The sequence below is a fragment of the Collinsella aerofaciens genome, from assembly GCF_005845035.1.
Taxonomy (GTDB): Bacteria; Actinomycetota; Coriobacteriia; order Coriobacteriales; family Coriobacteriaceae; genus Collinsella; species Collinsella aerofaciens_I.
In genome coordinates this window covers 37,638-52,076 of the sequence record NZ_SPFO01000001.1, presented here as the reverse complement: position 1 = coordinate 52,076, position 14,439 = coordinate 37,638, and the positions used below count along the sequence as shown (strand labels likewise).

The 14,439-nt window shown below is 60.5% G+C and carries 8 protein-coding genes; 1 reads left to right on the top strand and 7 read right to left on the bottom strand.

Features of this window, described 5'->3' with window-relative positions:
• Positions 1 to 98: 98 nt before the first annotated feature.
• Positions 99 to 3,554 carry a CAP domain-containing protein gene (locus tag FGQ67_RS00200; protein ID WP_138339558.1) on the bottom strand — a complete coding sequence of 1,152 codons (3,456 nt, stop codon included), beginning with the start codon at positions 3,552 to 3,554 and terminating at the stop codon, positions 99 to 101.
• A 307-nt stretch (positions 3,555 to 3,861) separates the two neighbouring features.
• Here FGQ67_RS00200 and FGQ67_RS00195 point away from each other — a divergent pair, with 307 nt between their 5' ends.
• Positions 3,862 to 5,001 (top strand): DUF389 domain-containing protein, encoded by a 1,140-nt coding sequence (locus FGQ67_RS00195; protein WP_138339557.1) that lies wholly within the window; start codon positions 3,862 to 3,864, stop codon positions 4,999 to 5,001.
• A 125-nt stretch (positions 5,002 to 5,126) separates the two neighbouring features.
• Here the strand turns inward: FGQ67_RS00195 and FGQ67_RS00190 are convergent, their stop codons facing one another.
• The 6 genes from FGQ67_RS00190 to FGQ67_RS00170 form a co-directional block, all read right to left on the bottom strand.
• A complete protein-coding gene (locus tag FGQ67_RS00190) occupies positions 5,127 to 5,576 on the bottom strand; it encodes a hypothetical protein (RefSeq protein WP_138339556.1) in 450 nt (149 codons plus the stop codon).
• Positions 5,577 to 6,072: 496 nt separating this feature from the next.
• Entirely contained in the window at positions 6,073 to 10,854 is a 4,782-nt protein-coding gene (locus FGQ67_RS00185; RefSeq protein ID WP_138339555.1) for a 2-hydroxyacyl-CoA dehydratase, read from the bottom strand.
• Positions 10,855 to 10,865: 11 nt separating this feature from the next.
• A complete protein-coding gene (locus FGQ67_RS00180) occupies positions 10,866 to 11,576 on the bottom strand; it encodes a TetR/AcrR family transcriptional regulator (protein ID WP_138339554.1) in 711 nt (236 codons plus the stop codon).
• Between the two features lie 275 nt (positions 11,577 to 11,851).
• A complete protein-coding gene (locus FGQ67_RS10315) occupies positions 11,852 to 11,977 on the bottom strand; it encodes a hypothetical protein (protein ID WP_255413493.1) in 126 nt (41 codons plus the stop codon).
• Positions 11,978 to 12,131: 154 nt separating this feature from the next.
• Positions 12,132 to 12,989, bottom strand: coding sequence for an HAD hydrolase family protein (locus tag FGQ67_RS00175; RefSeq protein ID WP_138339553.1), 858 nt, complete (start codon positions 12,987 to 12,989; stop codon positions 12,132 to 12,134).
• A 114-nt stretch (positions 12,990 to 13,103) separates the two neighbouring features.
• Positions 13,104 to 14,366, bottom strand: a complete 1,263-nt coding sequence (locus FGQ67_RS00170; RefSeq protein ID WP_138339552.1) for an MFS transporter — start codon at positions 14,364 to 14,366, stop codon at positions 13,104 to 13,106.
• Positions 14,367 to 14,439 lie beyond the last annotated feature (73 nt).

The following is a 14,439-nucleotide window of genomic DNA, read 5'->3' as shown; positions in this document are numbered from 1 at the left end:
GGCGCGCTGCGCATGACAGCGCGCCGGCCTTATCGGTTAAGCCATCGAAGCGCTCCTGCTATGAACCGAAGTTCGTTGCAGAAACTACGCTCGAAACGCTACATCTGCTTGCGACGACGATCGCTCAGCGTCACACCAGCGGCCACGAGGGTGATACCGCCGATGACGAACACCTCGCCCGCAAGAGCGGAATTGTCGCCAGTCTGGGCGAGCGCGGCCGACGTTGCCTTCTTCTTGGCGACAGGAGCCTTTGCAGCAGCCTGCGCAACCTGAGCCTTGGCCTGCGGCTCAGCCTTGGGATGATACTCGTCGTACTCGGCCTGCGCGGCAGCCAGGGCATCCTTGGCATCGCCAAGCTCGGCAAGCGCGGCGGCATAGGCGTCGTTGGCATCGGACAGCTTGGCATCGGCATCGCTCAGAGCAGCCTTGAGACCAGCAGCGGCATCGACGGCGGCCTTATAGCGAGCGTAGGCAGCGTTCAGCTTGACAAGCTTCTCGTTGCCCGTCGTGCCCGCGGCAAGGGAGGCCTTGTGGTCGACAGCCTCAAGATCGGCCTTGAGTGCCTCATCGCTGGCAAGCTCGGCCTTGGCCTTGACGATCTCGAAGTTCGCATCGACGACGGCTTCGTTGGCGGCCTCGAGCTGCTTCTGGGCATCGGCGACACCGGCGACGGCAGCGTCATAGGCGGCCCTGGCGTCGTCGACCGCCTTCTGGGCACCGGCGAAGCGCTCGAAGGCCTTGTTTGCGGTGGCCAGCTCGTCCTCGGCGGCCTTGGCCTTCGCCTGTGCGTCGGACAGGGCCTGCGTCTTGGCGGCAACTGCCTGCTTGGCGCCCGAAAGAGCGGTCGCGGCCTGGGCATCTGCTGCCTTGGCCTTGTCTACACCTGCCTGGGCGGCATCGTCGGCCTTCTTGGCATCGTTAAGCGTGCCCTGCTTGTTCGCAAGATCCGTCTTGGCGGCATCGCACTTGGCGGCAAGGTCCTTGACCGAAGCGGTAGCGTTGTCATACGCCTCGTTGGCCTGGTCGGATTTTGCCTTGGCGGCATAGCGGGCGCTGCGAGCCTTCGCCTTTCGAGCAGCGGAATCGGCTGCCTTCGTCTTGCTGTCAGCAAGCGTGGCGTTAGCCTTATCGAGAGCTGCCTGGGCAGTAGTGGCCTCGCCCTTGGCGGCGTCGAGCTTGGTCTGGGGCGTCTTGACGTCGATGATCTTAAGCTCGGCTTCGGCAGCGTCATAGGCGGACTTGGCGGCAGCAGTAGCGGACTGAGCCTTCTCGTACTCGCCCTTGTCGGCGTTCACGTTCGTGTCGGCCGCGGTATAGGCGTCGCGAGCGCTTTCTTGCTTATCCAATGCGTTAGAATAAGCCGTTCCAGCAGCCCCGAAGTTCTTCTGCGCATCTGCCAGCTTGTTCTGAAGCTGCTTCAGCTGCTCCTTCTGCTCCTGCGTACCGCCTGCGTTGTAGGCGGAATCGATGTAGTCGTTGAGGAGCTTCTTGAACTCGGAGACAGTGAAATCCATCTGTCCCTTGCTTCCGCTATAGTCGAAAACGGTTACCTCGGAATCGGTGTTCTTACCGCTACCTGTCGCGATGCCGATAGCCTTCGCGCCGGCATCGATGATGTTGAGATAGTGCCCGCACTCATGGTAGATGCTGTTGTAGTGCTGGTAGATATAGTAGGAATCATATCGATGGCTACCGAGTTCGTCGCCATACTGCGCGACGTACTTATCGAATGCCTCTTTCTCCTGGGTGTAGAGACCGGTATATGGCCAGCCGAGAGTATCCTCGGTCTCGCCTCCGGCGTATGCCCCGCCGCCGCCTGCAAGGTTCTCACCTTGATCGAAATAGCAGTTCGAGTGCCCCCAGATATTCGATGAATATGATGTATTGAGGGCGGCTGCCGCAGTCATGCGGAGGCTGACGCTAAGCTCAGACTGACCGTTCGCCTTGCGGAGGTTATTCTGGGTATCGAGATAGGTCAGGGCGTTGCGCATCTGCTCCAGGGAAAGCGGATTGGTGTCGCGAGACATGTCCTGATCGACGTACTGGTCATACCATTCGGCCTTGTCCTCAGCACCGGTCAGCATCGACACGGCATCTTGGGCATTCTTTTTCTGCGTTGCCGTGAACTGGCTGCCTCCGATGATGTAGTTCATGAAGCCGAACATGCCCTGACTGATGACATTCTGGTCTACGGTCATGTTCGACTTGAGGTCGGCAATCTGCTGGTTAAGCTTCTCGACCTCGGCATTCGCGGTGTTATAGGCATTTTGTGCGGCGGCTACTTCAGCACGGGCTTGATCGAACTCGTCGCGCTTCTGCTGGCGGACCTCGACAAGTCGGTCGTACTCCGCCTTCTTGTCGGCCTCGGTCTGCTGAGCCTGCTCGTATGCCGTCTTCGCAGCGTCACGCTTACTGGCCGCGTCCTTGTACTCCTTATTTGCAGCATCGTATGCAGACTGGGCAGATGCCACGGCAGCGTTGGCGGCGTTGGCCTTCTCCTGCGCGGCGGTGACGGTAGTCTGCGCAGCCTGCAGGTTCGCCTGTGCGGTGGCGTCTGCAGTCGTCGCGGCATCGAGCGCGGCCTGCGCGGTCGCGAGCTCGCTGGCGGCAGTGACCTTGGCAGCCTCGAGCGCGTTCAGGTCGATACCCGTGCCCGAGGTCGCGGCATCGAGCGCGGCCTGCGCCTGGCTGAGCTTCTGCTGGGCGTTATCGCGCGCGGTGGTTGCGGCTGCGAGCGCAGCGGCAGTCTCCTGCTTCTTGGCCTGGGCGGAAGTCAGAGCGGCCTCGGTATTCTGCTTTTCCTGCTGGGCGCTGGCCTCGGCAGCCTTGGCCTGGTCCAGATTGGCCTGTGCAGTAGTAACGGCCTTATTGGCGTCATCGAGCTTTGCCTGCGCGTCCTCGACGGCCTTCTTGGCGGCCTCGTACTCGTCCATACCCATGGCCTTGAGCTTGGCCTGGGCATCATCGAGGGCCTTCTTGGCCTCATCCTGCTTTGCCTTGGCGTCCTTGAGCGCCTGGGTCTTGTCCTCGACACTCTTGTTGGCTTGATCGAGTTGATCGTTCAGGTCGCCCAGCTTCTTCTGCTGCTGCTCGGTCTTTTCGACGGCGGCTTTGAGCTCGTCAATCTTCTCCTGGAGCGCGGCGACTTCTGCTGCGTTCTGCTCGATTTCGTTGTCGCTCACAGCCTGCGAGGCCTGATTCTTTTGCTGCTGCGCCTGCTTTTGAGCCTGGCCCGCCGCGTCGGCCTTCTTCTGGGCGGCATCGTAGGCGGCCTGAGCGTCCTTGAGCTGCTTTGCCGACTCCTCGGCCAGCTGGGCAGCCGTCTTTACGACCGCTTGGTTACCGGCGGCAACGGTATTCTCTACAGAACTACCCCCCCCCTGAACAGAATCGCCGTTATCGGTTGACGGTGCGGCGATTGCCGCCAGCGGCGACATGAGCGGCTGAGCAATGAGGCCCGCCGTCAAAACGGTTGCGACGGCGCGGTTGGCAACGCCCTTGACGTTGACGGCCTTAGCCCGAGGCTCAAAGTGTTGTGGACTGTAGTTTGCCATGGCTTTCTCCCTTTGACACGGATGTATCCATACGCTTCAAAATGTAGGAGCTGATTTTTGAATTCTGTTGCGCAACATTGGCGACCAGCGTATTTTTTGAAATTCATGCTCCTGTGCTTCACAATTTCGTCACATTTGAAGGAGCTGGTGCATCATATTTTCGCGTGATGGAATTGAGCCTGTGATTTGCATTTGCTCCCGCGTCATCCGTCCTATCGGATTCCGCATCCAACAGACACCTCGCCCGCCACGGTGTAGAGTTAGGACAACGGGCGCGTTGCGCGGACCGCGCTGGAACGAGGTGGACATGGAACTCGACAAACAACAGATCAAGCGACTACGCGAACGCCATCACCGGCGCCACGGCATCCGCCCTGCCCATAGTGAGGCTGCCGAGCAGGCTGGTCGCTTTTTAAAGCGCGCGTTCAACATTCGCGGGGGACGCGCGCCCTATCACGTGATCCGCAAGCGTTTTGTAAACGGGGCGCGTCTGACTGGCTCCCACCTATGCATCCTCATCATCGCCATGCTGATCGCGAGCATCGGCCTCGATATCGATTCGGACATCGCCATCGTGGGCGCCATGCTCATCTGCCCGCTCATGGGCTCGGTCCTTGCCATGGCATACGGCATCGCCACGCTCGACCGCGAGATTACCGTCGAAGCCGTCGCCAGCCTTGCGCTGCAGATGGCCTTTTGCCTGGTCACGTCCACGCTGTACTTTAAGCTCTCGCCCCTTGGCACCACCACGGCCGCCATCATCGACAACTCGACACCCACCGTCTGGGACCTTACCGTCGCACTCGCAGGCGGCTTTGCAGGCGGGCTGGGCAACTCGCGCGACCAGGAACCCGCCACGCTCATCGCCGGCGTGGCCGTGGCGACCGCGCTCATGCCGCCCCTGTGCGCGGCGGGCTACGGCATCGCCATCGCAAGCGGGTCACTGTTTCTCTCGGCGCTTTATGAGTTTAGCATCAACGTGGTCTTTATCGCGCTGGCTGCCGAAGCCGTGCTGCTTCTTTTGCGCGTGCCGCTCAAGCGCGACCTCAACGGCGACGGCATTGTGACAGCCGAGGAAAATGCCGAGGTCGACGAGCTGTCACGCAAAGTGCGCCGCCGCATCATCGTGGGAACGGTCATCTTTGCCATCCCCTGCATCGTTATGACCGCAGGCTCCATTGGCTCGGCGCAGGCCGGCGTTCAGGACGGCTACGGCGTCACCGAGACCACGCGCGAACTCGCGGCGGTACTGCCGGGCTTTAAGGATTACACCGTCGCCGTCGAGACCTCGGCCGTCGAAGGCGAGGAAGAGGGCATGGTCGAGCGCGAGGTTGTCGCTCACGTGACGACAAGCGAGACGCTTGGGGCGCACGACCGTCACGTCGCCCGCAAGCTCATTGACCTCAACGTGCCCGAACTCGATCGCATGGAGTTTGATGTGGAGTAATGCCGGCGCGGGACGAATGCTCGCGCGGACGCAAGTTACGACGAGGCGCAGACGCGATACGGACACGAGCAAATAGCGGGGTGCAGTTCACACCCGCACCCCGCTCGCTGTTTTATTGCCGTGAATCAACTGTCCAGATCGACATCGCCAGACTCCACTGTAAACGCCGGATCGGTGCTCACAAGATAAAATCGGGTCACCTTAGTATTTCTAATTAGGTAGATCTGCCCCTGATCGCGCCGGCGCGATATATACGCAACGTGAACCGTACCGAATTCTTCGCCGTTTTCCTTCTTTAATATCAGGATGTTGGGGTCATCCGTACGCTTAAACTGCCCGTCAACGCAGCTGCCGTCTTTGTCGACCAGTTGCCACCGATGGTTATCCTCTTCAAGAAAGGCCAGGGTTTCCCGACTCGTCTTGTCGTCCCGATAGTAACCGTCAATGGCAAACCCTTCGGAAGCGCATTCCTGCATATAGGACGTTTCTCGGCTTATAGCAAACAGCCCCGTAGCGCCCAGGAGCACAGCCAGGCAGACCACTGCAAGGGCTATCGAAATAGCACGGCGACCCATGCTAGCCCAACCGATAGTTGTTTAACGGAGCACGAAACATACCTGGAACCTCCGATATCAGGGGGAACGTCGCCAGCAGGCTGGCGACAACTATATGTTTCTAACATCAAACCATATGGCTGCCACTCGCGGAGGGGGCATCGGCGAACGGCGTGTTTTCATACTCCATTGGTCAAACCTAAGCACAGCCCTACAGCTTGTACTTGTACACGCGGTAGATGTACTTTTCGGCTTCCATCTCGTAGGTGGCGATGGGCAGTCCGCAGCGATCATCTCGTCGTTTGGCAGATAGGTCACGCTGTGCTGGCCCGCGTTGAGCGAAAAATCGCCTTGGGCCTGCAGTAACTTGTCCTCAAAGCCCAAACCGGCCCAAAAATCGGGCAAGCCCACGGAAGGCTGTAGCAAGGTCATTTGCGCAACATATGTCCAGCAAAAACGGGTGGTAGCCGGTACGGCTACCACCCGTTTGTCTCATATCCAGCCCATAGCAGGCCAGCTACTTCTTAATGCCACGTCCCAGACGCTTGGCGACCGATGCAACGGCCTCCTCACTGGCCGAGCCACAGCTCACGCAGCCATCATGGGCACGCATCTGGCCGGTGACCTCGTCCATCGCGAGCGGCGCCACCTTCTCGAGCTTAAAGCCCTTACCGGCGCGCATGTTTTCCTTGGCCACGCTGATCATGAGCTTAATGCGGTTGAGCTGGTTGACCTCGGACGCACCGGGGTCGTAGTCCACCGCGACGATGTTGCTTTCGGGGTGCTGGCGGCGCAGCTCCTTGATTACAGCCTTGCCCACCACGTGGTTGGGCAGGCACGCGAAGGGCTGCGTGCAGATGATGTTGGGCGCGCCGTGGTCGATCAGGTCGAGCATCTCGGCCGTGAGCAGCCAGCCCTCGCCCATGTTGTTGCACACCGAAAGCACCGTGCGGGCCTTGTCGGCCATGGTGCCGATGCGCTCGGGTGCCTCAAAGCGGCGGGACTTTTCGAGCATCTCCTCCACCGGTGTGCGCATCCAGTCCACCAGCTTGATGAGCGCCTGCATACCCGCACGCGTTGTGGCAGAGCTTCCCAGCTCGTCCTTCTGCAGCTCGGCATTGCTCATGGAGTACAGGAAGAAGTCGAGCAGGCCCGGCACCACGGCCTCGCAGCCCTCGCGCTCGATCACGTCGACCACGTGGTTGTTGGCCGTGGGGTGGAACTTGACCAAGATCTCGCCGACCACGCCCACGCGCGGCTTGGTACCCTCGCCCACGAGCGGCATGGTGTCGAACGCGCGGATGGCCTCACGGCACAGCTTGGTGTAGTTGTGGCGGTTGAACTTAGGCGCCAGCTTGCGGGCGCGCGCCATGTACTCCTCGTAGAGCGCGTTGGCGGCACCGGGCGTTGCCTCGTACGGACGGCAGCGGTAGAGCATCTGCATCATCACGTCACCAAAGAGCACCGCGTAGACTGCCTGCTTAAGCAGCGCCGGCGTAATCTTGAAGCCGGGGTTGTCCTCGCCGAGTGCCACGGCCGAAAGCGAGATTACCGGGATCTCGGGGTGGCCGCTCTCGCACAGGGCCTTGCGGATGAGCGCGATGTAGTTGGTGGCACGGCAGCCGCCGCCGGTCTGGCTGATAACCACGGCCGTCTTGGTCAAGTCGTACCGGCCGCTCTCGATGGCCTCCATAATCTGGCCGGTCACCAAAATGGACGGATAGCAAATGTCATTGTTCACATAGCGCAGGCCGGCCTCGACGGCGTCGTGATCGGTCGAGGGCAGCAGCTCCAAGTTGTAGCCGGCACCGCGGAACACCTCTTTGACCAGGTCAAAGTGGATCGGCGCCATCTGCGGGCACAGGATGGTATAGCCCTCCTCGCGCATCTGCTCGGTAAAGGGCACCTTGGGCCACGCGGTCGAGGCGCTTCCACGCTGCGCCTCGAACGTGTACTTGCGGCTCGCGAACGCGGGAGCATCCTTGGAGGGAGTCACCGGCGCGGCATCACCCTGCTCGTAGGCCTCGCCCGCGGCCGTGGCCTCGGCCAAGCGCTCGGCCTCCTGGTCCTTGAGCGCCGCCATGAGTGAGCGGATGCGGATGCGCGCGGCGCCCAGGTTGGACACCTCGTCGATCTTGAGCACGGTGTAGATCTTGCCGCTGGCCTCCAGGATCTCCTGCACCTGGTCGGTAGTCAGGGCGTCCAGGCCGCAGCCGAAAGAGTTGAGCTGAATCAGGTCCAGGTCGTTGCGCATCGTCACAAAACGGGCGACGGCGTACAGGCGGCTGTGGTACATCCACTGGTCGACGACGCGGATGGGGCGCTCGGGCTTCACCAGATGCGCGAGCGAATCCTCGGTAAAGACCGCAAAGCCAAAGCTCGAGATAAGCTCGGGCAGGGCATGGTTGATCTCGGGGTCGTTATGGTAGGGACGGCCGGCGAGTACGATGCCGTGGCCGCCGTGGTCCTCGACCCACTTAAGGGCCTCCTCGCCCATGGTCTGGATATCCTCGTGGAAGCGCGCATCGGCCTCGAAGGCGGCGTTGACGGCGGCATCAACCTCGGAGCGCGTGATTTTAGGACCGCGCACGCGACCGCGACCGGCCTCAGCATCGGCCACGCGGTCGACGGCGAGCACCTGGTACAGGCGGCGCTTGAGCTCGGTCTTGTCGTGATAGGGCACAAACGGATACAGGAACTCGATGTTCTGCTCGCGAATCTCGTCGATATTGAGCGCCAGCGCCGTGGGGTAGCTCATGACGATGGGGCAGTTGTAGCAGTTGCCGGCGGTCGGATCCTCCTTGCGCTCCCAGCGCACGCACGGCATCCAAATGAAGTCGACGTCACGGTCGATGAGGTTCATCACATGGCCGTGGCTCATCTTTGCCGGGTAGCACACGCTCTCGGACGGCATGGACTCGATGCCCGCCTGGTAGGTCTTCTTGCTCGACTGGTCGGACAGCTGTACGCTAAAGCCCAAGCGCGTAAAGAACGCGTGCCAGAAGGGGTAGTTCTCGTACATGTTGAGCGCGCGCGGGATGCCGACGGTGCCGCGCGGGGCCTCGTCGGGGCTCAGCACCTCGCGGTTAAAGAGCAGCTCGTTTTTCTTTTTGAAGAGGTTGGGGGCCTCGGTCTTTTGCTTTTTGTGGCCGGCACCCTTCTCGCAGCGGTTACCGGTAATGAAGCGCCTACCGCCGCCAAAATCGTTGACGGTGAGCTGGCAGTTGTTGGAGCAGCGACCGCAGCGGACGTGCTTTTGCGTCACGGTAAGGTGCGCGATGTCCTCGGCCGAAAGGATGGTCGAGGTGCCGTCGGCGCCGGCGCGATCGCGGGCGAGCAAGGCCGCACCATAGGCGCCCATGCAGCCGGCGATGTCGGGACGCACGGCGTGAACGCCAGTGAGCTGCTCAAACGCACGCAGCGTGGCATCGGACATAAAGGTGCCGCCCTGGACGATCACCTGGCTGCCGATCTCCTTGGGGTCGCGCAGCTTAATGACTTTGAACAGGGCATTCTTGATGACGGAATAGGACAGGCCGGCCGCGATGTCGCCCACCGTGGCGCCTTCCTTTTGCGCCTGCTTGACGCGCGAGTTCATAAAGACCGTGCAGCGACTGCCCAAATCGACCGGGGCCTTGGCATGGATGGCGGCATCGGCGAACGCGCGCACGTCCATGTTCATAGAGACGGCGAAGCTCTCGATAAAGCTACCGCAACCCGACGAGCAGGCCTCGTTGAGCATGATGTGCTCGATAACGCCGTCCTTGACGCGCAGGCACTTCATGTCCTGGCCGCCAATGTCCAGAATGAACTCGACACCGGGCAGGAATGCCTTGGCGCCGCGCAGGTGCGCAACGGTCTCGATCTCGCCGGAATCGGCCTTGAGGGCCTCGATGAGCAGCGCCTCGCCGTAGCCCGTGGTAGTCACGTGGCCGATGGTGCAGCCGGCGGGAATGTGGTTGTAGAAATCGGCCATGATGACCTTGGCCGTGCCCAGGATGTCGCCGTTGTTGTTGCCGTACCAGGTGTGCAGCAGCTGACCGTCCTCACCCACGAGCGCGGCTTTCATGGTGGTGGAGCCGGCGTCGATACCGATGAACACGCGGCCGGTGTAGCCTTCGAGCTTGCCCTTGGGGACGACTTCCTGGTCGTGGCGGGTTTTGAACTCGGCAAAGTCCTCGTCGGTGGCAAAGAGCGGATCCAGACGCTCGACCTCGGCACCCTGCGTGTCACCCAGGGCATCGATGGCCTCGATGAGCTGCGGGAACGTGCTGAGCTTGTTGGACTCGTGCGCCATGGCGGCGCCGCTCGCCACAAACAGGTGGGCGTTTTGGGGCACGATACGGTGCTCCTCGTCCAGGTTGAGCGTGAGGTAGAAGCGGTGGCGCAGCTCGGAGAGGTACTGCAGTGGGCCGCCCAGGAAGGCGACGTTGCCGCGAATGGGACGGCCGCACGCCAGGCCCGAGATGGTCTGGGTCACGACGGCCTGGAAGATGGAAGCGGCCACGTCCTCGGGGCGGGCACCCTCGTTGAGCAGCGGCTGGACGTCGGTCTTGGCAAAGACGCCGCAGCGGCTGGCGATGGGATAGATGGTGGTGGCGTTGGCCGCGAGCTCGTTAAGGCCGCTCGCGTCGGTGTGCAGCAGGGTGGCCATCTGATCGATGAACGCGCCCGTACCGCCGGCGCAGGTGCCGTTCATGCGCTGCTCGATGCCGTTATCGAAGTAGATGATCTTGGCGTCCTCGCCACCCAGCTCGATGGCAACATCGGTGGCCGGGATAAGGGTCTCGACGGCGCGTTTGCTGGCGATGACCTCCTGGACAAACTCCAGGTCGAGCCACTGGGACAGCAGCAGGCCGCCCGAGCCGGTAATGGCGCAGGTCATCTGGGCCGTCGGCAGCACGGTCGCAGCGCCCTCGAACAGGTCGCGGGCGCAGGCGCGAACGTCGGTGTGGTGGCGCTGGTACTTAGCGTAGACGATCTGGTTGTCGTCGTTGAGCACGGCAAGTTTGACGGTGGTGGAGCCCACGTCGATGCCCAGGTGCAGGTTGCCGCGGGCGTTCTCGGGGTTGAAGATCGCGCCTTCGGGGGCCTGGGCGGCGGCTACGGGCTCAGCGGCGGTGGCGGGCTCGCTGACGACGGACGTCTCCCCTGCCACGTTCTTGGCATCGGCAACTGCCTCAGCAACTTTCTCGGCAGCCGCGGTCGCCGCCTTCTGCGCGGCGTCCACCACGGCGGGTGCAGCCTCACGCGCGGCAGCGACCATTCGGTCCTTAATGCCCTCGACGAGTTTGCTCATTGTCTCTCCTCTTAGTTGTTGGACTCGACGGTTGCGGTGGTGTCGACCGCATCCTCGAGCTGCAGATTCAATAGCTTCATGCCGTATTCCGGCACGTTGATATCGATGGGTTGGCCGTACAGGTCACCAGGGCGCACAAAAGCGATGACCGTCATAATGCGCGCCATGGTCTCGGGCGATTCGGAAAGGTCACGCTCAAACCAACGTTGGATCATGCCGACCTCGGCACTCACGACATAGGTGACGTAGTAGTCAAAGAAGGTGCCCAGCGCCAAGCCCAAAATGCCCGTCTGTGCACGCGGCACCACGGCCTCGCGTGCGGTATCGATGATCTTTTTAATAAAGGCGGGGTCGCCGCCCGGGCCCAGCAGGGCCCCGATAAGGTCGCGATTAGCCGCAAGATAGCGAAGCAGCTCAACCGAACCGGGTGCCGGCTCGAGCTCGTCGATATTGCGGTAAAGATCGGGTAATTGAGCTGCGGTGATAAGCTCAACCCGCTCGCGAATCTCGGCAAGCAGGCCGTTCTCGATCTGGCTGATAAAGTCGGGGATATCGCGGTAGTGCGAATAGAACGTGCGGCGCGTAAGACCGGCGCGCTCGGTGAGCGACGCGACGTTAATGCGCGAAAGATCGCCGCTTTCGGCAAGCTCGCTGGCAAGCGCCTGGCGAAGGGCACGCTGCGAGCGAAGGGACCGGCGATCGCATTTCTCGAGCTGGGACAAGCGTCCTCCTTGTTACTCAGCCTGTGCGCTATTGCACAGTGCGAGTATTATTGCACACCGTGTGCATCAACACGTAAAGGCAATATTTGGGATGTGACGAAGGGGCAGCCTCTTTGTCACATCCAGCGACCGCCTAGGTTGTGCCGGTTGTGCCAGGCTTTTAGAGCGGCATTACCGATTGTCCAAAATGTCATTCGTGGGTAGAATAGTGTCGACGGCAGCCCAAGTTCTGGAAAGCTGGACAGCGCCGTTGCTTGGATTAAGGGGTCAACGCCTTAGCGGCGGCGACCCCTTTTACGTTGCTTCGAACGTTGCTTGAGTGCCTCGGAAAGCCCGACGAGCGCTGTGAAGAACGAGACCAAAGCGGTCAGAAGTCTCACAAAATCAATCAGATCGGTCATGGGCATCACCTCCCATCAGATGGAGGGCGTTGCCCGGCACATGGAACTGCCGTCAACGATACCGATTCTACCAGAGCCTAGTTATATATACGAATATATGTTCGTATTCCAAGCACACAGACCCCTGTGACGAAGGGACTGTCCCTTTGTCACATTATTCGATGACAGTGCGGGAGTTTTGCTTGCGCATGGTGGCGAGCATGTGTTTGGGGACGGCGTGGACCATGCAGCTGCCGATGGTCGCGCTCGCGGCGGCCTTAGCTGCATCGCTTGCGTTTTTGGTCGCGTAGCTGTGGCGGAAACGCTTGAGCATGGCGATGTCGTTGCCGCCGTCGCCGTAGACCGCGACCTCGTTCTCGGCAATGCCGTAGTAGCCCGCCAGCCAGGCCACGCTCTCGCCCTTGTTGCACGCCACGTCCGTGATTTCGAACATCACCGGATCGAACGGCGCGTTGACCACGCGGTCCGAGCGCTCGGCCAAATACGCCTTAAGGTCGCGCTCCAGCTCGGGCGAGGTCACGCGGCAGTTGATCTTGCACACATCGTGGCGCAGGATGTCGCCGATCGACTGGTCGAAATACTGTTCCTCGTGATACCCGCCGCGCACACGCATGCCGCGCATCACAATACGCTTGATGGGGCTGTCCTTTTTAAAGCCCGCCTGGTGCATCTCGAACGACCCACTCGAGAACATGCCATCGGGTGTGGAGCAATCAAAGCAAATGCCCGGGAATGCCTTGAGCAGCTCCTCGGTAACCTGCGGATCGATGGTCCAGGTTTTGAGCACCTCGCCATGACTGTCGCGCACGATTGATCCATTGGAGCAGCAGGCGTCAAGCGCCAGGCCCGTAAAGCCATGCTCGCCGATCGGCAGCGTCGAGCGTCCGGTCGCGGGAACCACATGCAGGCCAGCCTCGGTCAGCTCGCGAATGGCGCGGCGGATGGTCCCATCCGCCTCGTGCAGGGCGTTCAGCAGCGTTCCGTCTAAGTCACTCGCAAACATCTTGATCATGGGCATGCCTCTCCTTCGTCTGCACGATATTGTAGACGAGAACGGGCGTGCCCAAACAATGGCGTCCCGGCGCGACGTGCCACTGCCTCCACAAATTCACGGTGCCCCAGTGCCTTAAGACATTCGCCATAAGCGACTTTTCAGCCGATAAAACAGCGCTGTCATCAACGTCAGCACCGCCAACATTCCTGCGAATACAATCGCCGGAGTCCATCGATCATATGCGAGCCCGTAAACCAATTGGCCAATAGGCGTTGCGCAGGAAAGCGCCATGTAAACGAGTGCCAGCACTTTTCCGCAGAGTTCCTTTGGCGCTGACCGCTGAACGAATGAAACGACTTCAACCGATGTAACGCTTGCCCACGCCATGACCCATGCCGAGCCAGCCGCAAGCGCGACAAACGCAAATTCGTTAGGACCGCTCAGTAGCGTGACAATAATCGGTACGACTCCTAAACAGATCATCGCAACATATCGACATATGCCCTTGAAGGAAAAACGATGCGGCCAAATACCGACCAAACCACTGCCGACAAGACCACCTAAGCCCATAGCCACCTCAATAATCCCAACAAAGGATGACTGCATTCCGAGATGCTTTGCAACAATAACGGGAGCACCAATCGTTAACCCAACTAACGCAAGGTTCAAAATAGCCGCAATCAAAAACACAACGAGCAATGATGAGTTTTGAGACAGATACCGAATCAACTCCCGAAAATCGTTTCGGCGTGTCGTACGAGTCGCGCCGTCTCCCATCGTTTCAGATGAGGCATTTTGCTTGAGTGCGCCCCCGAACAGCAGGGCTGAAATCGTAAACGTCAACGCCGCGGTTTCGCATAGAGTATCGATACCAAAGCACCCATAGACTGCCGTCCCGACTACAGGCCCCAAGATATTGCTCATCATGATTATCTGCGAGACCAACGCAGTGGCACGCTCAACCTTTTCTTGGCCCGTCATGCGCACCGCCTCAATTTGAAGCATCGGTTTCAGCAGCGATTGGATGCCATATTGGACGCAAAGCATTGCTGCCACGACAACCGCAAGAGGCAGCGAACGCTTCATGGGGATAAACAGCAGTGATGCAGCCATCAGAACAATGCCGAGTACCACAAGAACCCCGCGATGTCTTCCCCGATCCGCCAAAATCCCGCCAACCGGAGTCGCGAGCACGCCCGGTATGAACGCTATCGCCGCGACGGCGCCATATAACGTTGAGGAGCCGCTGCAATCGAACAAGTAAAGCGGGCACGCAAAGCACAGTGCCGACAGCATCGAATACGCACACAGCTGTGCAACAAGAAGACCAAATAGCCTGATAGATCGCACTGTTTTTGGCGCCAATGAAACGCTAATTCTTCGCATCCCAGCCATAAGCCTGCCCCCAAATACATACTGTTAGTATGTATTTAATGACTTGAAAAGGGCAGCCGTGGCTACCCTCACA